This window comes from Agromyces kandeliae, from assembly GCF_009674665.1.
Taxonomy (GTDB): Bacteria; Actinomycetota; Actinomycetes; order Actinomycetales; family Microbacteriaceae; genus Agromyces; species Agromyces kandeliae.
In genome coordinates, this window is the sequence record NZ_WKJD01000019.1 from 1 (window position 1) to 22,332 (window position 22,332).

The window sequence follows — 22,332 nt, forward strand, 5'->3', positions numbered from 1 at the left end:
GCCGAACTCGGTCGCGCCGTTCGCGACCAGGCCGAGGGTGACGGCGGGGTTGATGTGCGCGCCTGACGCGTAGGCCACGACGACACCGGAGAAGACCGCGAGGCCCCAGCCGATGTTGACCAACAGGAACCCGCCGTTGTAGCCCTTCGTCTTCACAAGGGCGACGTTCGCCACGACTCCGCAACCGAGCAGCACGAGCATCGCCGTGCCGACGAGTTCGGAGAGGAACAGCACTCCGAGATTGTCCACGTTGACCTTCCATCCTTTCGCCGTGCCCGAGGGCCGCGCCCCAGGGCGGATCAGCGCCCACCCTACTCGCGTGGTCGAGATGCGCGGAAGGGCGCGCGGCAATCGTCGGATAGCCCTTTCATCGGCGGGGCCCGCCGGAGTAGTTTTGCGGGGGAGTGCCGCGTCAACGTCGACAGGCGACGGGCCGGGCGGGTGCGGCCGAGGGGAAGGGACGTTTTCGTGAAGAAGATCATCAACGATCCCAAGCACGTGGTCGACGAGTCAGTCGCAGGCTTCGGTCTCGCGCACGCCGACCTCGTGAGGCTCGAGACGGATCCCATCCACGTCGTGCGCGCCGACGCGCCGGTCGCGGGCAAGGTCGGCCTCGTGTCCGGCGGCGGGAGCGGACACGAGCCGCTGCACGCAGGATTCGTCGGCCCCGGCATGCTCGATGCGGCCGTACCCGGTGCGGTCTTCACCTCGCCGACGCCCGATCCGATCCTCGCGGCCACCAAGGCCGTCGACGGCGGCAAGGGCGTGCTCCACATCGTGAAGAACTACACGGGCGACGTCCTGAACTTCGAGACCGCGGCCGATCTCGCGGCCGCGGACGACATCGAGGTCCGTGCCGTGGTGACGAACGACGACGTCGCGGTCAAGGACTCCCTCTACACGGCGGGCCGTCGCGGCGTCGGCGGCACCGTGCTCGTCGAGAAGATCGCCGGCGCCGCCGCCGATCGCGGCGACGGCCTCGATCAGGTGGCCGAGATCGCGGAGCGGGTCAACGCCAACGCGCGCTCGATGGGCATGGCGCTCACGCCGTGCATCGTCCCGCACGCCGGCGAGCCGAGCTTCACGCTCGCCGAGGACGAGGTCGAGATCGGCATCGGCATCCACGGCGAGCCGGGACGAGAGCGCATCAAGCTCGAGCCGGCCGACGCGATCGTCGACCGACTCATCACGCCCATCATCGAGGACCTCCCGTACGCATCCGGCGACCGGGTGCTCCTCTTCGTGAACGGCATGGGCGGGACGCCGCAGATCGAGCTCTACATCGCGTACCGGCGTGCCGCCGAGGTCCTCGCCGAGAAGGGGATCACGATCGAGCGCTCACTGGTCGGAAACTACATCACCTCGCTCGAGATGCAGGGGTTCTCGATCACCCTCCTGAAGCTCGACGACGAGATGATCGGGCTCTGGGACGCTCCCGTGCACACGGCGGCACTCCGGTGGGGCCGATAGGGGCGGCCGCGGTGGGATTGGACATCACCTGGGCGGTGGACTGGGTCAGGCGCAGCGCGGACTCGATGGCGGAGCATCGGATCGAGCTGATCACGCTCGACCGGGAGATCGGCGACGGCGACCACGGGGAGAACATGGATCGCGGCTTCCAGGCCGTGCTTCCGAAGCTCGACGACCTGCCCGCCGGATCGACGCCGGCGGACGTGCTGAAGATGGTCGCGACGACGCTGATCTCGACGGTCGGCGGCGCGGCTGGACCGCTCTACGGGACGGCGTACCTGAAGGGATCGGTCGCGATCGCGGGGGAGGCGTCCATCGACGCGTCCGGCGTCGTGTCGTTCCTCGAGGCGTCCCGCGACGGCATCGTGGCGAGGGGGAAGGCCGAGTCCGGCGACAAGACCATGGTCGACGCCTGGACGCCTGCGGTGGACGCGGCACGGAGCGCCGCCGACGGGGGCGCGAGCGCCGCGGCGACGCTACGGGCGGCGGCGGATGCCGCGGCATCGGGCGCCGTCGCGACCGAACCGCTCGTCGCGCGCAAGGGTCGGGCCAGCTACCTGGGCGAACGCTCGGCCGGTCATCGCGACCCGGGCGCGCAATCGACGGCGTACCTCCTCGAGGCGGCGGCCGCAGCCGCGTCGAACGGGACCAGTGCCTGATATGGCGGATGGGGATCGCATCGGGATCGTCGTCGTCTCGCACTCCGAGAAGTTGGCCGCGGGGGTGATCGAACTCGCACACCAGATGGCCCCGAACGTCCGCATCGAACCCGCCGGAGGAACCGACGACGGCCGGATCGGGACGAGCTTCGAGCGCGTGACGACGGCGATCGGCGCAGCGGATGCCGGCGCCGGCGTCGTCGTCCTCTGCGACCTCGGGTCGGCCATCCTCACCGCCGAGACCGCCATGGACTTCCTCGACGACGACGTGCGGCAGCGAGTGCGCATCGCGGACGCGCCGCTCGTGGAGGGAACGGTCGCGGCATCCGTCGCCGCGGAGTCCGGCGACCCGCTCGAGGGCGTCGTCCGGGCCGCGGAATCGGCCGGCGGGGGAGGCACGGCCGACCTGGCGGATGTGCCGGCGGAATCGGCGGGGGCGTCAGACGATGGCTCGTCGGGCGAGCCCATCAGCCGGCGCATCACCCTCACGAATTCGGACGGACTGCACGCGCGCCCCGCCGCCGAACTCGTGAAGCTCGCGAGTACCTTCCCGCAGCGCGTCACCGTGAACGGCATCGACGCCAAGAGCCTGCTCGCCATCATGGCGCTCGGTCTCGTGAAGGGCGACGAGGTCGAGATCGCGACGGAGGACCCGGCGGGCGCTCACGCCGTGGAGGCACTCGCCGAACTCGCGGCCAGCGGATTCGGCGAGCACTGAGCTCCCGCCGATCCAGGGCTCGTTCCGCGTGCCGACCGGCGGGTGATGGAACCTGAGGGGTGCCATCGCATCCATCGGATAGTCCTGCTGTCCAGATTCCCCTCGCATCGCGGGTGAGAGCGGGAGTACGATCGGCGCCATGGCACGCGAAGAGGCGGGCCACGGCGAAGGCAACGCGTTCACCCGGTTCTTCGACCGGGTGGATCGGGTCATGACCCCAGCGTTCGAATCGCCGCGGATGGCCCCGGAAGAGCCCGACGACCGCAGTCAGTCGGGGGAGAAGCCGTGTCCGCTCTGCGGACACCCGATGTTCGAGCACCACATCGACGAGTCGACGCCGAATGTCCTGCTCGAATGCCCGACCGATGTCCGACTGCCGGAGCCGGCGATGAGCGGTCCGCTCAACGAGTTCGGCATGCCGGCGAGCGACGAGCGGATCGAGAAGACCAGGCGCCACGAGCGCTCCTGATCGTTCAACCCAGTCCATCGGGGGAGCGGTCGCCGCCGAGCGACCGCTCGTCCCGCGTGACCCGTTCGGCCTCACACGACGACACGATGAATCGTCAGCATCGTGAAGTCAGTTCACGACATGGTTGCCTGCGGTGATGCGACCGCACAGTTCGCAGCCGACCAGAGGCTCTCGGGAGCGGGATGCGTCGTGGTCGCGGGCGCGACAGACTCGCACCTCTCACCTGCGCATTCCCGCCGTCGGTCACCGCGAACGAGTCGATCAGACGGAGCGGCAGGGGAGTCCGGGTTCGGGTGTCGTCGCCCGATGGCTCCCCAGTTCGGACATAATGTGCATTATCGGCGTAATGTTCACTCGGCCGATCGTCTGAGCCGAAGCCGTTCCCTCAGCGCGACCGGGCTCAGCCGATCGCCTTCGTCACGAGCTCGACGATGCGCCGTTCGCCCGCTGCCGTCAGCTCCATGAGCGCGTACGAGGTGGGCCACAGCTCGCCGTCGTCGAGCATCGCGTTGTCGTTGAAGCCGAACGTGGCGTAGCGCGTCTTGAACTTCAGCGCCGGCTGGAAGAAGCACAGCACCTTGCCGTCCTTCGCCCAGGCGGGCATGCCGTAGTACGTGCGCGGCGCGAGCTCGGGAGCATGCTCGGTGATGAGCTCATGCAGCCGTTCCGCCATCGCGCGATCGGCGCCCTCCAACTCGGCGATCTTCTCGAGCAGGTCGGCAGCGCCGTCCTTCTTCTTGCCGCGGCGCACCTCCCTGGCGCGCTCTTTCATCGCGGCACGCTCCTCGTCGGTGAACCCGCCCGAGTCCTCGTCGCGTGCGGGCGTGCGCTTCGTCTCAGCCATGATCGGCTCCCTTCATCTCGTTCGATGCGACTCCGGCCATCGGAATCGCGACGGAATCCCCCGTGCGGCTCCCCGATGACGCCAGCGCAGGCACCGGTGCGAGGTCTCGCGAATGGACCGCTCCCCCGGACCCGTAGGCAGAATGCAGGCACATCCGCGTTCCTCCGTTCTCCAGGCGATACCCCGTGGGGTATCACGCCCTCACGTATTCGGCCAGGTGTTCCCCGGTCAGCGTCGCCCGGGCGGCGACGAGATCGGCGGGCGTGCCCTCGAAGACGATCCGCCCGCCATCGTGGCCGGCACCCGGCCCGAGGTCGATGATCCAGTCGGCGTGCGCCATCACCGCCTGGTGGTGCTCGATGACGATCACGGTCTTGCCGGAATCGACGAGACCGTCGAGCAGCCGCAGCAGGTTGTCGACGTCGGCGAGGTGCAGGCCGGTCGTCGGCTCGTCGAGGACGTACACGTCGCCCGTCTCGCCCATCGCGATCGCGAGCTTCACCCGCTGGCGCTCACCGCCGGACAGCGTCGACAGCGGCTGGCCGAGGCTGAGGTATCCGAGGCCGACGTCCTCCAGCCGCCCCAGGATCGCAGCCGCGGCGGGGATCCTCGCCTCCCCCGACGAGAAGAACTCGCGCGCCTTCGCGACCGGCAGGTCGAGCACCTCGGTGATGTCCAGCCCACCGAGCGTGTACTGCAGCACGCCTGCCTGGAAGCGCTTGCCCCCGCAGTCCTCGCAGGGCGTCTCGATCGTGTCCATGAACCCGAGTTCCGTCACGATGACTCCGGCGCCCTTGCACGTCGGGCACGCGCCCTCCGAGTTGGCGCTGAAGAACGCGGGCTTCACGCCGTTGGCCTTCGCGAACGCCTTCCGGATCGGTTCGAGCAGGCCGGTGTAGGTCGCCGGGCTGCTGCGACGCGACCCCTTGATCGCGCCCTGGTCGATGGACACGATTCCGTCGCGCGGGGAGACGGACCCGTCGATGAGCGAGCTCTTGCCGGATCCGGCGACGCCGGTCACGACCGTGAGCACCCCGATCGGAATGTCGACATCCACGCTCTCGAGGTTGTTCTCGTCGGCACCGCGCACCTCGATCGCACCCGACGGCGTGCGCACGTCGGGCTTGATCCTCGCGCGATCGTCGAGGTGCCGACCCGTGATGGTGCCGCTCGCCTTCAGCCCCTCGACCGTGCCCTCGAAGCCGATCTCGCCGCCGTCGACTCCGGCCCTCGGGCCGAGGTCGACGACATGGTCGGCGATGGCGATCGTCTCGGGCTTGTGCTCGACCACGAGCACGGTGTTGCCCTTGTCGCGCAGCTGCAGGAGCAGCGTGTTCATGCGCTGGATATCGTGCGGATGGAGGCCGATCGTGGGCTCGTCGAAGACGTACGTGACATCCGTCAGCGACGATCCGAGGTGCCGCAGCATCTTGATCCGCTGGGCCTCGCCGCCCGAGAGGGTGCCCGAGGGCCGTTCGAGGCTGAGGTAGCCCAGTCCGAGGGTGACGAAGGCGTCGAGGTTCGCTCCGAGGGCCTCGAGCAGTGGACCGGCATCGGGCCGATCGAGCCCGCGTACCCAGTGCGCGAGGTCGGTCACCTGCATGCGGCACGCGTCGGCGATGCTCACGCCGTCGATCCGTGACGATCGCGCGGCCTCGGTCAGGCGCGTGCCGTCGCACTCCGGGCAGGGGGCGAACGTCGCCACGCGCTCGACGAACGCCCGGATGTGGGGCTGGAGCGCATCGAGGTCCTTGGAGAGCATCGACTTCGTGATCTTGGGGATGAGCCCCTCGTAGGTCATGTTGATGTTCTGGATCCGGACCTTCTTCTGCTCGCTGTAGAGCAGCGCGTGCCGTTCCTCCTGCGTGAACTCGGAGATCGGCGTGTCGGGGTCGTAGAACCCCGACTCCGCGAACCCGCGGACCATCCACCCGTCTGCGGTGTAGCCGGGCACCATGATCGCGCCCTCGTTCAGCGACCGCGCTTCGTCGATCACCTGGGAGAGGTCGAGGTCGGACACGGAGCCGCGCCCCTCGCAGCGCGGGCACATGCCCCCGAGGTACACGACGTCGCGCACGATCGTCTTGTCGCCGGTCGCCGAGGTCATGACCCCGCTCGCCTTCTGGGTCGGGATGTTGAACGAGAACGCGGTCGGGCCGCCGATGTGCGGTTCGCCGAGGCGGCTGAACAGGATCCGCAGCATCGCGTTCGCGTCCGTGACGGTGCCCACGGTCGATCGCGGGTTGGCGCCGAGTCGCTCCTGGTCCACGATGATCGCGGTCGTCAGGCCCTCGAGCACGTCGACGTCGGGGCGCGGGACGGACGGCATGAACCCCTGCACGAAGGCGCTGTAGGTCTCGTCGATGAGCCGACGCGACTCGGCGGCGATGGTGTCGAACACGAGCGAGCTCTTGCCCGAGCCGGAGACGCCCGTGAACACCGTCAGCCGGCGCTTCGGCAGTTCGACCGAGACGTCCTTCAGGTTGTTCTCGCGGGCGCCCTGCACCCGGATCCGGTCGTGGGCGTCCGCGGCGGGCAGGGCGGATGCCGCGGGGACGACGTTCGGGGTCGTGGTCATCGTTCCTCCATGACGGTCGTTCCGATCCAAGCACCGCGAGGCCCCGGACGCCGGACGCGTGGCGGGTGCGGCGGCGCGGTCACCCGACCTGCTGGATGCGGATCATGTTGCCGGCGGGGTCGCGGAAGGCGCAGTCGCGCAGCCCGTATGGCTGGTCGACGGGCTCCTGCACGACCTCGGCGCCGGCGGCCTCGAGCTGGGCGAACGTCGCGTCGAGGTCGTTCGATGCGAGGTTCACGCCGAAGTAGCTGCCCTTGGCGATGATCTCGAGGAGCGCGTTCCGGTCCTCGTCGGTCATGCCCGGCCCGACGCCCGGCGGGTGCAGCACGATCGCCGTGTCGGGCTGGTCGGCGGGGCCGACGGTGATCCATCGCATGCCCTCGTAGCCGACGTCGTTGCGGACCTCGAAGCCGAGCACGTCGCGGTAGAAGGCGAGCGAGGCCTCCGGGTCGACGTGCGGGAGGAAGCTGGAGTGGATGGTGAGGCTCATGGCGTTCACGTTATCGACGGCCGCCGACGACCGCTTCTCGATTCCTGACCGGCTTCGTCACCTGCTTCGCGACGCACGGGAGCATGCCGAGCGTCTCGCCCGCATACCGCTCGCGGTACACGCTCGGCGGCACGCCGACGAGCTCGGTGAACCGCGTGCTGAAGGTGCCGAGCGACGAGCACCCCACCTCGAAGCACACCTCGGTCACGGAGAGGTCGCCGCGACGGAGCAGGGCCATCGCCCGCTCGATCCGACGCGTCATCACGTAGGAGTAGGGCGTCTCCCCGAACGCCGCCCGGAACCGCCGGCTGAGGTGACCCGACGACATGTTCGCGCCGTGCGCGAGCGCCTCCACGTCCAACGGCTCGGCGTACTCGCGGTCGATGCGGTCGCGCACGCGACGCAGCACCGCGAGGTCGCGCAGCACGTCCGGGCCGATGGGTCGAGCGCTCACGAGCGCGATGCTGCCACCTCCCGGGTGGGAAGTCCAGCCGCGCCCGTCGGGTGCCAGAATGGCGCCATGGACTCCGGCAAGGTGGCGTTCGTGCTCGGGGGCGGCGGGGTGCTCGGTGCCGTGCAGGTCGGCATGCTCCGTGCGGTGCTCGAGCGCGGCATCCGCCCCGACCTCGTCGTCGGCACGTCGATCGGCGCGATCAACGGGGCGATCATCGCCGCCGACGTCGACCGGAGCCTGGAGCGCCTCGAGGCGGCCTGGACGTCGAGGGAGGCGCGTGCGATCACCACCGGCGTGGGCCTGCGGATCGCGCGAGCGCACGTGATGTCGACCGAGCCGCTGCGTCGGATGCTCATGCAGGGGCTCGCCGGCGCCGCCGAGTTCGAGGACCTCGACGTGGAGTTCCGCTGCTGCGCCGCGAGCGTCGAACGCGCGGCCGAGCACTGGTTCGACTCGGGCCCGCTGGTGCCGGCGGTGCTCGCCTCCGCGGCCCTGCCGGGCCTGTTCCCGGCGGTGCGGATCGGCGACGAGCACTTCGTCGACGGCGGGATCGTGAACTCGATCCCGGTCGGCCAGGCCGCGGACGCCGGGGCGACGGACATCTACGTGATGCAGGTCGGCCGGATCGAACACGCGCTGACCCCGCCCCGGAACCAGTTCGACAACGCCCGCATCGCCTTCGAGATCTCGCGCAGGCATCGCTTCGCGCGCGACAGCGCCGCCCTCGGCGAGGGGACCCGATTGCACGTCCTCCCCACCGGCACCTCCTCGGCGAAGGAGAACCGCATCTCGCGCAACCTCTCCCCTGCCGCGCTCCGCCGGCGGATGGCGACCGCCCACGGTGCGGCGTCGGCATACCTCGACCGCGAGGCCGAGCGCGACGGCGATGCGGCGGACCGGGCCGCGGACTGATGCGCCTGCCGCCGAAGTGGGTGCGCCGAGGCATCCTCGCGCCGCTCGTGATCCTGCTCGCGCTCGTCGTCGTCGCCCTCCTGCCGGCATGGCTGACGATCGCATTGATCGTGTCGATCTTCCTGGAGCCGCGGCTGCGGACCCCGCGGCTGCTCCTCATGGTCGCGATCTACCTGCTGTGGGATGCCGCGGCGATCGTCGTGCTCTTCGGGCTGTGGATCGCCTCCGGCTTCGGATGGCGCATCCACTCGCGCGGCTTCCAGCACGCGCACTACCGGTTCGTCGCGCGCATGCTCGGCTTCCTGTTCTGGAACGCGCACTGGGTGCTCCGCCTCGACATCGACGTGCGCGTGCCGGAGGGGTTCCACGACGACGACCAGCCGAGGGTCATCGCGAGCCGCCACGCGGGGCCCGGCGACTCGTTCATCCTCATCCACGCCGTCCTCAACTGGTTCGACCGGTCGCCGCGCATCGTGCTGAAGGACACCATGCAGTGGGATCCGGCCGTCGACGTGGTCCTCAACCGCCTGCCGAATCGCTTCATCGCACCGCCGCCCGTCGCCGGTCGCGTGGGCGGCGCGCGCAGCCCCGGTCCACGCTCGACGCCGTCGGTCCCGCTGACCGATCGCATCAGCGAGCTCGCGAACGGCATGGAGGAACGCGACGCGCTCGTCATCTTCCCCGAGGGCGGCAACTTCACACCGGAACGCCGTGCGCGGGCCATCGACCGCCTGCGGGCGGCCGGGCTCACGTCCGCGGCCGAACGCGCCGCCCGTCTGATGAACGTCATGGCGCCACGCCCGGCGGGCCTGTTCGCCGCACTCGACGCGGCACCGCACGCCGACGTGTTCCTCGTCGCGCACACCGGCCTGGACCGGATCAGGACGGTCGGCGACGTCTGGCGCGAACTGCCGACCGACAAGACGATCACGATGCAGGTCTGGAACGTCCCGCGCGCCGAAATCCCCGACGACCACGACGCGCGGACGGACTGGCTCATGGACCAGTGGGAGCGCATCGACGGATGGATCGAGGCGCGCCGGGCCTGAACCGGGCGGACCGGGGGTGCGACACGCCGCGGCCTCGGGACCAACGGCTCCACCGCCGAGCCCGCCGCTGGGAATAGCCTGAACGCGAGCGCGCCAGTCGGGGTGCGCCGGAAGGAGTCGGAATGTCCTCCCCGCAGTCCAACAGCATGTTCGCGGCGTTCGCGTTCGATTCGGCCGAGCTCACGAAGTCGGCGGTGAACTCGATCCGCATCGCCCTCGGCGTGACGGGGGTCATCGCGCTCATCATGGGCATCTTCATCACGTTCTGGCCGAAGGATTCGGCCGTCGTCCTGACCGTGATGCTCGCGATCTACTTCCTGATCGCCGGCCTGGCCTACGTCGGCATCGGCATCTTCTCGAGGTCGATCTCGGGCGGCGCGAGGGCGCTCGACATCATCCTCGGCGTCCTGTTCCTGTTCGGCGCCATCGTCATGTTCGCCAACCCGACCGAGAGCGCCGTCGTCATCGGCATCTTCGTCGGCATCCTGGTCGGCATCCTCTGGATCATCGAGGGAGTGGTCGCGCTGGCGCAGGCCGGCAGCTCGTCGTCGAAGGCATGGAGCATCTTCTTCGGCATCCTGAGCATCATCGCGGGGATCGTGCTGCTGTTCTCGCCGCTCTGGGGCGTGGTCATCCTGTTCGTGGTGACGGGCATCGCGCTCATCGTCCTCGGCATCGTGCAGATCGTGCGCGCGTTCACCTTCGGGCGCGGGATGCAGCTCTCGTCGTGATCATCTGACCCGCGGGATGCGACGAGGGCGGGACCGGTCCGACCGGTCCCGCCCTCGTCGCATGCGGGTCAGCGCGCGGGCGCGCGGCGGATCATCCCTCTTGGGCGAACCCCGAGACGTCGCCCACGTAGCGGGTGTGCTCGGCGGGGATCGGCTCGACGGCGGCCGAGGCGACCTCCGCGGCGAACTCGGCGACGTTGTAGAGCTTGCCCGCATCCTCCTTGCGGGCGGCGATCGCGCCCGGGTTCGCGCGCTCGAGCAGCGTGGCGGTGATGGTGCCCTCGATCATGTCGCCGGACACGACCACGAACTCGACGCCCTGCTCGTCGAACTCCGGGAGCTTCGCCCGCAGGGCGTCCTCGCCGGCGCGCTTGGAGAGGGCGACGGGCTCGTACTCCGGCATCGTGGGCGTCGTGCGGATGAAGTGCGCCTGGTGGCTCGTCACGAACACGATCCGGGCGCCCTCCGCGAGGTGCGGGAGCGCATTGTCGACGACGTTGACCTGCGCGTCGCGGTTCAGGCGCATCGCGTAGTCCTCGCCCATGCCGGTCTCCATGCCGCCCGAGGCGTTGAGCACGAGCAGGTCGACGGGACCGAGCTCGGCCACGGCGCGCTCGAACATGGCCTGCACCGACGACGCATCGGTCAGGTCGGCGCCGACGGCGATCGCGCGGCCGCCTGCTGTCGTGATCTCGTTCACGATCTTCTCGGCGCGCGGGGCCTTGCTGCGGTAGTTGATGACGACCGCTGCGCCGGCCTCGGCGAGGTAGCGTGCGGTATCCGCGCCGATGCCGCGGGACGAGCCCGTGACGAGGGCGACGCGGCCGTCGAGCGATCCGGGGGCGAGCGGGTTGGTCACGTTTGGGCTCCTCGAGTGGTGCGGATGTCGCGGGCGCGCGCTGCGCGCCGCACCGAGACTACCAACTCCCCCACCGCCGTCCCATGCGCTGCTAGGTTGACAGACGGGGGCCTAAGGAGACCAAGTTGGATGTTCTGACTCAGTACGCGTGGATCGCCTGGCTGGTCCTGATCCTCGTGTTCGCCACGATCGAGGTGTTCACCCTCGAGATGACCTTCCTGATGCTGGCCCTCGGAAGCGTCGCGGGCCTGCTCTCGGGTCTCACCGGCATCCCCTGGTGGGCGCAGTTCATCGTGGCGGCGGTCGTCGCGGTCGCACTCATCCTGACGCTGCGACCCCCGCTCCTGCGGATGCTCCGCCGGGGCGCCGATCCGGCCAGGAGCAACGTCGACGCGCTGATCGGCGCCTCCGGCACCGTGGTGCGCACGGTCGGGCCCGCCGGCGGCCAGGTCCGCCTCGAGAACGGGGACGTCTGGACGGCGCGGCTCTCGCCGGTGACCGAGCAGGCGGATGTCGCCGTGGGCGAGCACGTGCTCGTCACCGGCATCGACGGGGCGACGGCGGTCGTCGTCCCGATGGAGAGGAGCACCCAGGCGTGAACGACGTCGGACCCATCATCGCCCTGATCGTCGTCGTCGCGATCGCGATCTTCGCGATCGTGGTGATCGCGAAGTCGATCCGGATCATCCCGCAGGCGTACGCCGGCGTCGTCGAGCGGCTCGGCAGGTACCACAAGACGCTCACGCCGGGCCTCAACATCCTCATCCCGTTCATCGACCGACTGCTCCCGCTCGTCGACATGCGCGAGCAGGTCGTCTCGTTCCCGCCGCAGCCGGTGATCACCGAGGACAACCTCGTCGTGTCGATCGATACGGTCGTGTACTTCCAGGTGACCGATGCGCGGGCCGCCACGTACGAGATCAACAACTACCTCGGCGCGGTCGAGCAGCTGACGACGACCACGCTCCGTAACGTCGTCGGTGGACTGAACCTCGAAGAGGCGCTCACGAGCCGCGACAACATCAACGGCCAACTCCGCATCGTGCTCGACGAGGCGACGGGCAAGTGGGGCATCCGCGTGTCCCGCGTCGAGCTGAAGGCGATCGATCCGCCCCTCTCCATCCAGGACTCGATGGAGAAGCAGATGCGCGCCGAGCGCGACCGGCGCGCCGCGATCCTCACCGCCGAGGGCACGAAGCAGTCCGCGATCCTCGAGGCCGAGGGTTCCCGGCAGGCCGCGATCCTGAAGGCGGAGGGTGACGCCAAGGCCGCTGTGCTCCGAGCGCAGGGCGAGGCGGAGGCGATCCTGACGGTGTTCGACGCCATCCACAAGGGCGATCCCGACCCCAAGCTGCTCGGTTACCAGTACCTCCAGATGCTCCCGCAGCTTGCGGAGGGCGCGTCGAACAAGCTCTGGATCATCCCGAGCGAGCTCACCGAGGCACTGAAGGGCATCGGGCGCGCGTTCACGCCGAACGGTGCCGCAGACGGGACCGGCGGCACGGGTCCCGCCGCGCCGCGCGGGACGTCCGGCCCGAGCTTCCCCGGCTGACCTGAGTGGCCGGCGGCTGGTTCGAGCCGCCCGCACCGCGCGTCCTCGCGCACCGCGGGCTCGCGCTGGAGGCACCCGAGAACACCCTCGCCGCGTTCGAGGCCGCGGTGCGGGCCGGCGCGCAGTACCTCGAGACCGACATCCACCCGAGCGCCGAGGGTGCGGCCGTGCTGGCGCACGACCCCACGCTGCGACGTGTCGCCGGTCGCCCCGAGTCGGTGTCCGACCTCTCGCTCGACGCACTCCGAGGGGTCGACCTCGGCGGCGGGCACGGATTCGCCACGCTCGACGAGCTGCTGCACGCGTTCCCCGAGGTCCGCCTCAACGTCGACGTGAAGACGGATGCCGCGGTCGCGCCGACGGTCGATGCGGTCCGTCGTGCCGGGGCCGCCGATCGGGTCCTGCTCACCGCATTCTCGGACGCGCGGCGACGGCGACTCGCCGACGCGGTTCCCGGATCGGTCACGTCGGCCGGTCGCACGTCCGTGCTCCGCGCGGTCGCGGCATCCCGCACCCGCAGTTCGGCCGCGATGCGTCGCGGCGTCGCGGGAGCCCGCGCCCTGCAGATCCCCGAGCGGGTCGGGCGGCTCCGAGTCCTCTCCCCCGCACTCATCGAGACGGCGCACGCCGCGGGCCTCGAGGTGCACGTCTGGACCGTGAACGACGAGGTCGACATGCGGCGCCTGCTCGGCCTCGGCGTCGACGGGCTCGTGACCGATCGTGCCGACCTCGCGCTGCGCGTCGTCGCGGGAATCTGAGCGTTCCCCGGCAAAACCTCAGCCGGCGGGAAGAAGATGCACAGCTTGATCGTCTATACCTGATTGACGATCGAGAGGAGTACGCCATGGCGGACCGGAGCCTTCGAGGCATGCGTATCGGCGCCCAGAGCCTGCAGAGCGAGGACGGCGTGATCTTCGCCGACCGCGCTGACTACACGTACCGCTGCGAGACGTGCGGTCGTGACACCGTGATGACCTTCTCGACCGAGGCCGAGCTTCCGGAGGAGTGGGAGTGCCGTCACTGCGGCAACTCCGCCGTCCTCCTCGTCGACTCCAAGCCCGTCGAGATCGACCGTTCGGGCGAGAAGGTCGCCCGCACCCACTGGGACATGCTGCTCGAGCGCCGCACCCGCGCCGAGCTCGAGGAGATCCTCGAGGAGCGCCTCCAGTACCTGCGGGCCCGTCGCGGTCAGCAGAAGATCGGCGCCTAGGAATCCAGCGCACCCGCACGCCCGGCATCGGACCTCGTCCGGCGCCGGGCGTTTCGCTGCACCGCGATCCCCGCCCAGGCGAGGCCGGCGAGCGAGCCGAGCGCGAGCACGAGCGGGACGATCCCGCCCAGCACGACCGATGGCGTGAGCCCGGTCCGGAGCTCGACATCGGTCACCATCGCGCCGGCCTCGTAGGCGGGCAGTGCGTCGATCGTGCGGCCGGCCGGGTCGATCACCTGGCTGGTGCCGACGGTGGAGATGTTCACGACCGACCGGCCGGTCTCGATCGCCCGCAGACGCGCGATCGCGAGCTGCTGCTGGTTCTCGTCGGTGCCGCGGAAGTCGGCGTTGTTGGTCTGGAGCATGTAGAGTTCCGCGCCGTCGCGCGCACCCTCCCACATCAGGTCGTCGTAGATGACGTCGAAGCAGATCGCCAGCCCGGTGACCGCGTCGCCGAGGTCGAAGACCGGCGGTTCGGCACCCGGTGAGTACCCGCGCTGGATCAGGCCCGTGAGCTCGGGCACCAGGGCGTCGTAGAACCACCGGTCGGGGATGTACTCGCCGAAGGGCACCGGATTGCGCTTGGCGAACCGGTCGACGGCGCCCTCGCCCGCCTCCCAGAGCAGCGACGTGTTGTAGAAGCGCTCGTCGCCCTCCTCCCCGTCGACGGTGACCGTGTTCAGGACGACGGGAGCGTCGAGGTCCTCCGACAGCCGATCGAAGATGCGCGCCACGGACGGGCTGCGGGTCGGGTCGATGTCGGACCCGCCCTCCGGCCAGAGCAGCACGTCGACGTCGTCGCCGAGCACCGGCTCGGTCGCCTCGAGCTGTGATCGGAGAATGTCACCCTGTTCCCGCTCGTCGAAGTACCCGGCCGGTCCGTTCCCCTGCACGCTCGCGACGCGGAGATCACCGACCGGGATCGTCGGGAACGCCGGGACCGCGACGGCGATGGCGACCAGCACGACGACGGGGACGGCGCTGCGGAGGTCGCGCCATCCGCGCGCTCGCACCCACTCGATGACGCCAGCCGTCAGCGCGACCATCACGAACCCCAGGCCGGAGGATCCGATCCAGGAGACGACGGGCGCGAACGGGCTCTCGGACTGGCTGAGCGCAGCCCGGCCCCACGGGAAACCGCCGTAGGGGAAGGTGCCGGTCACGGTCTCGCGAAGGACCCAGAGGCCGGCCACGAGCGCCGGGAGCGCGATGAGCCGAAGCCAGCGCGAGCGGCCCGCGAGGGGCACCCAGCGGTACGCGAGCGTGATGAGCACCGCCCCGCCCGCCACGAAGAGCGACTCGAGGATCGACAGCGCGAGCCACGGGATCGGACCGAGGTAGAGCGAGGTCCAGGAGACGTGCGAGAGGTAGAACGCGAGGCCGAAGGCGAGCCCGACGTGGAACGACGACAGCAGCGAACGCCCGATGAGCGGGACGAGGGCCATCGAGATCCCGACGAAGGCGAGGGGCCAGACGCTCGCGCCCGGGAAGCCGAGGTCGTAGACGAACCCGCCGAGCGCGGACACGATGAGGGCGGCCCACAGCGGCAGGATCGGGCGCGTGCCAGGGTCGGCATGGGCTGCGGCGTCCGTACCGCGGACTCCACCGGATGCGACCGTCGCGCGTCCCTCGGCCGAGCGCTCGTGTGCCGCGGTCGCGGCCGGATCGGCGCTCATGCCGCCGTCCCGTAGGCGACGACTCCCCGCCGGACGGCGTCGATCGCCGCGCGAGCGGTCGCGCCGAGCTCCGCGTCGGCCACGATCGACACCTGGTCGAGCAGGTCGACGACCTGCTTGGACAGCCGCACGAAGTCGCCGGCGGCGAGTTCGGTGTCGGCGAGCACCTGGGCCAGTCCGGCTCCGCGCGCCCAGGCGTGCATCGCCGTCGCCAGGGCGGGCGAGGGCTGTTCGCTTCCCGGCAGTCGATGGTCGCGCTCGACGTCGTCGAGCTCGCTCCACGCATCGAGCGTCCGGTCGAAGCTCGCACGGAAGCCGCCCTTCGGCATCCGGTACTGCACCCCGCGGTCGTCGCGACGCGGTTCGTAGACGAGCGCGGCTGCCATCGCGGCGACCGACGGAACGTCGAGACCTTCCCAGAGCCCGCGTCGGAGCGCCTCGGCGACCAGCAGGTCCCGCTCGCCGTAGATGCGCTTGAGCGTCCGACCCGCGGCCGTCGAAGCCAGGCCGCCGGTGCCATCGCGCTCCAGGTACCCGAGTTCCTCGAGCACCTCGGCGACGCGGTCGAACCGCTTCGCGACCTGGCCGGTACGCGCGCGGATCTGGCGCGAGAGCTCGTCGTGATCGCGCTTCAGGCGCCACCAGCGCTCGGCCCACCGGGCGTGCTGCTCCCGCTCCGCGCACCCGTGGCACGGATGCGCACGGAGTCGCTTGCGCTCGGCGCCGAGCTCCCGTTGGAGCCGCTCGCGCTGCGCGTGCGTCGGGTTGCCCTTCGAGGACTGCCGCTCGAGGTCGCCGATCCGGCGGCGGATGCCGGCGTACTCGGCGAAGTCGCCGAGGTGGCAGCGCATCGCCTCCTCGAAGCCGGCCATGGACTCCTCCTGCTTGCGGAGGGTGCGGGCGAGGTCGACCACGGCTCGATCGGCCTGGAACTGCGCGAACGAGAGCTCGAGGATCTGCCGGGTGCGCTCGCGGCCGAACTGGTCGACGAGGTTCACGGCCATGTTGTACGTCGGGGTGAAGCTCGAGTTCAGCGGATAGCTCCGACGTGACGCGAGCGAGGCGACCGACTCCGGATCGAGGCCGTCGACCCACTGGATCACGGAGTGGCCCTCGACGTCGATCCCACGACGCCCCGCGCGGCCGGTCAGCTGCGTGTACTCCCCCGGCGTGATCGGCACGCGCGCCTCGCCGTTGAACTTCTCGAGCTTCTCGAGCACGACCGATCGGGCGGGCATGTTGACGCCGAGGGCGAGCGTCTCGGTCGCGAACACGACCTTCAGGAGCTTGCGCTGGAAGAGGTCCTCGACGATCTCCTTGAACGTCGGGAGCATGCCGGCATGGTGCGCGGCCACACCCCGCTGGAGTCCCTCGATCCACTCCCAGTAGCCGAGCACCGCGAGGTCGTCGTCGCGCAGCATCCGGGCCCGCTCCTCGACGATGGCGCGGATCTCCGCGCGCTCGTCGGCGTCGGTGAGGCGGATGCCGCTGCGCAGCACCTGGCGCACCGCCTGGTCGCACCCGGCCCGCGAGAAGATGAAGAAGATGGCGGGCAGCAGGTGCTTGCCGCTCAGCAGCTCAACGACCGCAGACCGTTCCGCACGCCCACCGCCGGGCGCGGGCCTGTGGTAGCGACCGCGGTCGCTGCCGCGACGACCACGCTGCGAACGGCCGCCGATCGATCGGCCGCCGGCGCGAGCGAGCCGCTGCAGCTCGGGGTTCACGCGATGCGTCGCCGCCTGGCCCGACGAGTCGAAGAGGTCGATGAGCTTCGACCCCACCAGCACGTGCTGCTCGAGCGGCACGGGCCGCTGCTCGGAGACGATGACGTCCGTGTCGCCGCGGACCGCCTGCAGCCAGTCGCCGAACTCCTCGGCGTTCGACACGGTCGCGCTGAGGGACACGAGCCGCACGTGCTCGGGGAGGTGGATGATGACCTCCTCCCACACCGCGCCGCGGAAACGGTCGGCGAGGTAGTGCACCTCGTCCATGACGACGAACGAGAGTCGTTCGAGCAGCGGCGAGTCGGCGTAGAGCATGTTGCGGAGGACCTCGGTGGTCATCACCACGATCCGGGCGCCGGCGTTGATGTTCGTGTCGCCCGTCAGCAGGCCCACGCTCTTCGGACCCCAGGCCTCGACGAACTCCTGGTACTTCTGGTTCGAGAGCGCCTTGATGGGCGTCGTGTAGAAGACCTTCTCGTCGGCCCCGTTCATGGCGAGGTGCACGGCGAACTCGGCGACCGCGGTCTTGCCCGCACCCGTGGGCGCCGCGACGAGGACGCTTCGGCCCTCGTCGAGCGCCGCGCACGCGGCGCGCTGGAACGGATCGAGGTCGAAGGAGAGGTCCGCTGCGAACTCCTGCAGCCTGGGCTGCCGGCGCTGCTGCCGGGAGAGTGCGTAGCGTTCCGCCGGCGAGAGGCTCATCACCCCTCCAGCCTAGACAGCGTCGCCGAACTCCAACTGATTGCGCTTGGCGACGCGACGGTCGTGCAGGTACGCGAGCCCGTACGCCGCGAAGTACAGCCCGATCATCGGGATCGCGAGCATGAACATCGAGACGATGTCGGCCGACGGCGTCGCGAACGCCGTGAACAGGACGATCACGAGGATCGCGACGCGCCACGACTTGATGATCGACGCAGCGCTCAGGATCCCGGCGAAGTTCAGGAGCACGATGAACACCGGCACCACGAACGCGATGCCGATGGCGACGACGAGCTTCAGCACGAAGTCGATGTACTCCTTCGCCGTCAGGAGCGTCTCGGCGCCCTCCGGGACGAACCCGGTCATGAGCTTCACGATGTTGGGAAGCACGAACCAGCCGGCTGCGCAGCCGGCGAAGAAGAGCGGGATCGCCGTCGCGAAGAACGCGAAGGTGTACTTGCGCTCGCGCGTGTTCAGGCCCGGGACCAGGAAGGCGAAGACCTGGTAGAGCCAGACCGGGGCCGAGATCACGATGCCGAGCGTGAACGCGATCTGCAGGCGGAGGTCGAACGCACTGGAGATCGTCGGGAAGATGATGCCCGTCGACGCGGCGTCGGTGCCCTGCTGCGCCTCGACCACGAGGTTGACCGGCTCCTGGATCGCCTGCCACACGAACGCGTCCGTCAGCCACCAGCCCGCGACCATGCCGATGACGATGGCGATCGCGGAACGGAAGAGGCGCTTGCGCAGCTCGACGAGGTGCGCGCCGAGCGACATCCGCTTCTCGCGGTTCTTCTCCCCGCGATCCTTCACCGCGGTCATGCGGCTCAGGCGCTCGGGCCGGAGTCCGCGCGCTTCGGCTGCTCGACCTGGGCGGGCGTCGTCGACGCGGGCGTCGACGTGGTCGTCGAGGCCGGGGCCTCGGTGCTCGCCGCAGCGCCGTCCTTGGCTTCGGCGTCGGCGTCGTCTCCGTCGGAGCGGACCTCGTTCTTGAGGATCTTCATCGACTGGCCCAGGCTCCGCGCGAGCGCGGGAAGCTTCGGCGCACCGAACAGCAGCAGGATCACCAAGAGGATGATCAGCGCGTGCCAACCGGTGAAGGCGTTTCCAAACATAGGTGCTCGTCCATTCTGGCGGGATGGTGCGGCCAGTCTACCTGCTCGTGAGAGGGGCGAGCCTCACACCTCTGCTTCGATCGGGTCACGATCGGACAGGTCGTCCGGATAGGCCGCGAGACCGGCCTCCGCCCACGCGGCAACGACCTCGCGGGCCTCCTTCGGGGCGACGACCGTCACGAGACCGGGCAGACCCGTGACGAGGCGCTTCAGCCCGTGCACGTGCGCGAGGCGCAGGGTCACGCGCAGTCGTCCGTCCACCTCGGTCGACGTGGAGTCCGCGAGGTAGTCGGCGAGCAGAGGCAGGCTCTCGGGCGCGACGTCCACGACGATCTCGAGATCGTCCGGCGACGCCTGGAAGAGGGTCTCGGGGATGACCCGGCCCGTGTGGTCGCCGATCGGCTCGTCGGTGATGCTGAGCCCGCTCATCCGGTCGATCCGGAAGTTGCGGACGTCCTCGCGGTGCTGGTCGTAGGCCTGCAGGTACCAGTCGGCGCCGAGCGACGCGATCCGGAGGGGGTCGACCCGACGGCGCCGGTGCTCCCCACGCGCGTTCAGGTAGTCGAACTCGAGCCTGCGGCCGGATGCCACGGCCCGGCGCACCTCGGCGAGGGTCGCGTCGACGGCCTCCTCGGCGACCGCGATGCGGCTCGGCTCGCCCGAGGCGCCCGCCCGGAGCTTCTCGGTGAGCGCGGCGAGCGATGCGCTGTCGGCGTTCTCGGGCGCCGCGGAGAGGTAGCGGAGGCCCGCGATGAGCGCGGCGGCCTCACGGGCGGAGAGCTTCGGGGCGTCGTCGATCGCGACGTGATGGACGATGACGATGACGTCGTCGTCCTCGAACGCGTCCCAGTCGATGTCGAAGAGGTCGTTCGGCTGGTAGGTCCCGGTCGCACCGGGCAGCCCGGACGTCGCGATGAGCATCACCGCGTCCCGGATCTCCTGCTCGCCGACGCCGAAGTGGGCGGCCGCGTCGGCGACGTCCACGACACGCTGCTCGAGCAGGTACGGCACGAGCGAGAGCAGGAAGACGAGCTTGTCGGGCGCGCGCAGCCCCGCGGGCCGCCGCGACGGGCGAGCGCTCATGCGGCGCCTCCCGTGCGGTGCGCGGCGGCGACCGTCGCGAGTCGCGTCCGCACGGCGTCCCGCAGCGAATCGGGTGCGATGACGCGCACCTCCGGACCGTACGAGGCGAGCTCGTCGGCGAAGACGACCTCGTCGGTGTAGTGCAGGCGGATGACTCCGGCGTCGTCGTCGACCTCGACGGCACGCTTGCCGAGCCGCACCTCCGCATCGGACCCGGCGCTCACCACGAGGTCGGCCGTGTTGGCGAGCCGCAGCGCCTGGAGGTCGGCGAGGACGCGATCCTGCACGTCGGCAGGCGGCGCGTCGAACGGCGCTCCGGTCAGCGCCTTCACGTCGCCCACGATCCGCGAGAGGAGGAACGTGCGCGGCGCCGCCGCGTCGACGTCCCGCCCGTGGAGGTGCCAGCGGCCCTCGTGCAGGACCACCGCGTAGGGCTCGACGGTGCGCAGGCGAGGCGCCTGCTCGCCGGGCTTGAGGTAGTGGAAGCGGACGCGCTGCCGCCGGTCGAGCGCCTGCCGGAGCGGTTCGAACGCGGCATCCCTCACCCGAAGCCGCGGCGCGTAGCCGATCACGGGTTCGCGCGGCTCGATGCCGAGCGAGCGGAGCTTCGTGAGCGCGCGCTGCGAGTCGGCCGAGAGCGAGGCCTCGCGCCACACCTCGGCCGCGAGGCCCAGGAGCGCGAGCTCGTCGGGCGTGAACCGCACGTCGACGGGCAGGTCGTACTCGCCCTTCGGGATCCGGTATCGCAACGCCTGGTTGTCGCCGGGACGATCCGGGGACTCGACCGTCTCGAGCGGGATCCCGAGGTCGCGGATGTCGTCCTTGTCGCGTTCGAACTGGCGCTCGAGGTTCGCGTTCCCGCCGCTCGGATCGTAGCGCTCCGCGTAGCCGCGCACGGTCGAGAGGATCTCGGACTTGAGCAGTCCGGTCTCGGTCGCGAGCAGCGCGAGGACGAGGCTGAAGAGCCGGTCCTCGACCGGGATCCGAGACTCCCCCGCGGGCTTGGATGACGCCACGTCAGCGATCATACTGAAGCGCCCGCGGCGGCACGGCCGCCGCCCGGCCTCACACCACGCCGAGGATGTCGATGACGAAGAAGAGCGTCGACCCGGCGGGGATGCCGGCCTGCTCGGCGTCGCCGTACCCGTCCTCCGGGGCGATGACGACGCCGACCTGCGAGCCGACCTGCTGGCCGATGAGCGCCTCGGCGAAGCCCGGGATCACCTGCGAGCCCGAGCCCTCGCTCACGATGAACGACGCCGGTGCGCCGTTCTCCCAGCTCGAGTCGAACACCTCGTTGTCGTCCCAGAGCACGCCCGTGTAGTGCACCACGACCCGGTCGCCGTCCTCGACGGTCTCGCCGGAACCCTGCTTCAGGACCTCGACCTCGGTCGTCTCGAACGGCTCGTCGTCCGGCACGGTGATGCCGGGCCGGCCGTCGGGCGCGGTGACGACGGCCGGGAAGCCGTCACGGGTGATGCGCGGCGCTCCGTTCGCCCTCGGCAGGAACGCCTCCTGCACGTCGAAGACGACGACGAGGCTGTCCTCCGCGCCGATCCCGAGTCCCGCGTTGCCCGCCTCGCCGAAGCCGTCGGCCGGCGGGATGACGACCGCGACGCGCGACCCCTCGCGCGCGCAGCTCAGCCCGGTGCGCAGGCCCGTCAGCGTGTTCGCCCCGAGCACGACCGGCAGCGGGTCCTGGCTGCCGAAGCCCTGGGGCGCCTGGATCTCCTCGCCCGTCGTCCCGTTGTAGACCGCGAGCCCGACGAGCGCCTGCTGACCGTCGACGAGGTAGTCGCCCGTGCCCTCGATCAGCTCGGTGCACTGCGTCGTGTCGGGCACGAGCGGGGTCGGGAAGTCGACGCGCGGCGTCTCGCCGAAGTCGCCCCGGACGTCGACGAGGTCGGACGACCCGCCGGACTCGGCCTGCGGTGCGGGCGCCGAGGCGCAGCCGGTCAGGGCGAGGGCGACGGCGGTCGCGGTGACGGTGAGTGCGAGCGGGAGGCGCACGGATCCTCGTTTCGTCTCGGGTGGAAC

General features: G+C 70.4%; 24 protein-coding genes. 11 read left to right on the top strand and 13 right to left on the bottom strand.

Translation table 11 applies throughout. The features are described from left to right. On the bottom strand, positions 1 to 249 hold a 249-nt coding region (locus tag GJR97_RS13930; RefSeq protein WP_324613500.1), incomplete at its 3' end, for an aquaporin. Positions 250 to 468: 219 nt separating this feature from the next. Here GJR97_RS13930 and dhaK point away from each other — a divergent pair. The 4 genes from dhaK to GJR97_RS13950 all read left to right on the top strand — a co-directional run bounded on the left by dhaK (position 469) and on the right by GJR97_RS13950 (position 3,316). Beyond that, complete coding sequence (dhaK, locus tag GJR97_RS13935; RefSeq protein WP_324613501.1) at positions 469 to 1,470, top strand: dihydroxyacetone kinase subunit DhaK; 1,002 nt, start codon at positions 469 to 471, stop codon at positions 1,468 to 1,470. Positions 1,471 to 1,481: 11 nt separating this feature from the next. Further along, positions 1,482 to 2,129, top strand: a complete 648-nt coding sequence (gene dhaL / locus GJR97_RS13940) for a dihydroxyacetone kinase subunit DhaL (protein ID WP_324613502.1) — start codon at positions 1,482 to 1,484, stop codon at positions 2,127 to 2,129. Position 2,130: 1 nt separating this feature from the next. After that, entirely contained in the window at positions 2,131 to 2,847 is a 717-nt protein-coding gene (gene dhaM / locus GJR97_RS13945; RefSeq protein ID WP_154347433.1) for a dihydroxyacetone kinase phosphoryl donor subunit DhaM, read from the top strand. A gap of 139 nt (positions 2,848 to 2,986) precedes the next feature. Continuing rightward, a complete protein-coding gene (locus tag GJR97_RS13950) occupies positions 2,987 to 3,316 on the top strand; it encodes a hypothetical protein (RefSeq protein WP_154347434.1) in 330 nt (109 codons plus the stop codon). 400 nt (positions 3,317 to 3,716) lie between these two features. Here GJR97_RS13950 and GJR97_RS13955 read toward each other — a convergent pair whose 3' ends face one another. From GJR97_RS13955 to GJR97_RS13970, 4 genes are all read right to left on the bottom strand, one after another. After that, positions 3,717 to 4,160: an iron chaperone gene (locus tag GJR97_RS13955; protein ID WP_154347435.1), complete on the bottom strand. Its 444-nt coding sequence runs from the start codon at positions 4,158 to 4,160 to the stop codon at positions 3,717 to 3,719. A 193-nt stretch (positions 4,161 to 4,353) separates the two neighbouring features. After that, complete coding sequence (locus GJR97_RS13960; RefSeq protein ID WP_154347436.1) at positions 4,354 to 6,738, bottom strand: ATP-binding cassette domain-containing protein; 2,385 nt, start codon at positions 6,736 to 6,738, stop codon at positions 4,354 to 4,356. Between the two features lie 79 nt (positions 6,739 to 6,817). Further along, positions 6,818 to 7,228 (bottom strand): VOC family protein, encoded by a 411-nt coding sequence (locus tag GJR97_RS13965; protein ID WP_154347437.1) that lies wholly within the window; start codon positions 7,226 to 7,228, stop codon positions 6,818 to 6,820. 10 nt (positions 7,229 to 7,238) lie between these two features. Then, entirely contained in the window at positions 7,239 to 7,682 is a 444-nt protein-coding gene (locus GJR97_RS13970; protein WP_324613503.1) for a helix-turn-helix transcriptional regulator, read from the bottom strand. Between the two features lie 66 nt (positions 7,683 to 7,748). Between GJR97_RS13970 and GJR97_RS13975 the strand changes: the two genes are divergently transcribed. From GJR97_RS13975 to GJR97_RS13985, 3 genes are all read left to right on the top strand, one after another. Continuing rightward, positions 7,749 to 8,594 (top strand): patatin-like phospholipase family protein, encoded by an 846-nt coding sequence (locus GJR97_RS13975; protein ID WP_154347438.1) that lies wholly within the window; start codon positions 7,749 to 7,751, stop codon positions 8,592 to 8,594. Next, positions 8,594 to 9,643 carry a 1-acyl-sn-glycerol-3-phosphate acyltransferase gene (locus GJR97_RS13980; protein WP_154347439.1) on the top strand — a complete coding sequence of 350 codons (1,050 nt, stop codon included), beginning with the start codon at positions 8,594 to 8,596 and terminating at the stop codon, positions 9,641 to 9,643. Before GJR97_RS13975 ends, GJR97_RS13980 begins: the two co-directional genes overlap by 1 nt. 122 nt (positions 9,644 to 9,765) lie before the next feature. Next, positions 9,766 to 10,374, top strand: coding sequence for an HdeD family acid-resistance protein (locus GJR97_RS13985; protein WP_154347440.1), 609 nt, complete (start codon positions 9,766 to 9,768; stop codon positions 10,372 to 10,374). 91 nt (positions 10,375 to 10,465) lie between these two features. On the opposite strand, the gene GJR97_RS13990 is transcribed toward GJR97_RS13985, so the two are convergent. Beyond that, entirely contained in the window at positions 10,466 to 11,233 is a 768-nt protein-coding gene (locus GJR97_RS13990; protein ID WP_324613504.1) for an SDR family oxidoreductase, read from the bottom strand. 125 nt (positions 11,234 to 11,358) lie between these two features. Here GJR97_RS13990 and GJR97_RS13995 point away from each other — a divergent pair, with 125 nt between their 5' ends. The 4 genes from GJR97_RS13995 (at position 11,359) to GJR97_RS14010 (ending at position 13,995) form a co-directional block, all read left to right on the top strand. After that, complete coding sequence (locus GJR97_RS13995; RefSeq protein WP_129234551.1) at positions 11,359 to 11,832, top strand: NfeD family protein; 474 nt, start codon at positions 11,359 to 11,361, stop codon at positions 11,830 to 11,832. After that, the gene (locus GJR97_RS14000) at positions 11,829 to 12,785 is read left to right on the top strand and encodes an SPFH domain-containing protein (RefSeq protein WP_324613505.1); all 957 of its coding nucleotides are present in this window, start codon (positions 11,829 to 11,831) and stop codon (positions 12,783 to 12,785) included. Before GJR97_RS13995 ends, GJR97_RS14000 begins: the two co-directional genes overlap by 4 nt. A 5-nt stretch (positions 12,786 to 12,790) precedes the next feature. Next, positions 12,791 to 13,543: a glycerophosphodiester phosphodiesterase gene (locus GJR97_RS14005; protein ID WP_324613506.1), complete on the top strand. Its 753-nt coding sequence runs from the start codon at positions 12,791 to 12,793 to the stop codon at positions 13,541 to 13,543. Between the two features lie 86 nt (positions 13,544 to 13,629). Next, positions 13,630 to 13,995, top strand: coding sequence for an RNA polymerase-binding protein RbpA (locus GJR97_RS14010; RefSeq protein WP_129234554.1), 366 nt, complete (start codon positions 13,630 to 13,632; stop codon positions 13,993 to 13,995). On the opposite strand, the gene lnt is transcribed toward GJR97_RS14010, so the two are convergent. The 7 genes from lnt to GJR97_RS14045 all read right to left on the bottom strand — a co-directional run bounded on the left by lnt (position 13,992) and on the right by GJR97_RS14045 (position 22,305). Further along, entirely contained in the window at positions 13,992 to 15,671 is a 1,680-nt protein-coding gene (gene lnt / locus GJR97_RS14015) for an apolipoprotein N-acyltransferase (RefSeq protein WP_154347441.1), read from the bottom strand. The two genes, GJR97_RS14010 and lnt, sit on opposite strands and share 4 nt — an antisense overlap. Then, the gene (locus GJR97_RS14020; protein ID WP_154347442.1) at positions 15,668 to 18,097 is read right to left on the bottom strand and encodes a DEAD/DEAH box helicase; all 2,430 of its coding nucleotides are present in this window, start codon (positions 18,095 to 18,097) and stop codon (positions 15,668 to 15,670) included. Before GJR97_RS14020 ends, lnt begins: the two co-directional genes overlap by 4 nt. Positions 18,098 to 18,109: 12 nt before the next feature. Next, on the bottom strand, positions 18,110 to 18,874 hold the full coding sequence (tatC, locus tag GJR97_RS14025; RefSeq protein WP_154347687.1) for a twin-arginine translocase subunit TatC: 765 nt from the start codon (positions 18,872 to 18,874) through the stop codon (positions 18,110 to 18,112). 50 nt (positions 18,875 to 18,924) lie between these two features. Next, positions 18,925 to 19,212 carry a twin-arginine translocase TatA/TatE family subunit gene (gene tatA / locus GJR97_RS14030; protein ID WP_154347443.1) on the bottom strand — a complete coding sequence of 96 codons (288 nt, stop codon included), beginning with the start codon at positions 19,210 to 19,212 and terminating at the stop codon, positions 18,925 to 18,927. Positions 19,213 to 19,275: 63 nt separating this feature from the next. Then, a complete protein-coding gene (locus GJR97_RS14035) occupies positions 19,276 to 20,295 on the bottom strand; it encodes a helix-turn-helix transcriptional regulator (RefSeq protein WP_154347444.1) in 1,020 nt (339 codons plus the stop codon). Further along, positions 20,292 to 21,311 carry a helix-turn-helix transcriptional regulator gene (locus GJR97_RS14040; RefSeq protein WP_324613507.1) on the bottom strand — a complete coding sequence of 340 codons (1,020 nt, stop codon included), beginning with the start codon at positions 21,309 to 21,311 and terminating at the stop codon, positions 20,292 to 20,294. The genes GJR97_RS14035 and GJR97_RS14040 overlap by 4 nt, the downstream gene beginning before the upstream one ends. Positions 21,312 to 21,360: 49 nt before the next feature. After that, positions 21,361 to 22,305 carry an FKBP-type peptidyl-prolyl cis-trans isomerase gene (locus tag GJR97_RS14045; protein ID WP_324613508.1) on the bottom strand — a complete coding sequence of 315 codons (945 nt, stop codon included), beginning with the start codon at positions 22,303 to 22,305 and terminating at the stop codon, positions 21,361 to 21,363. Between the last annotated feature and the right edge of the window lie 27 nt (positions 22,306 to 22,332).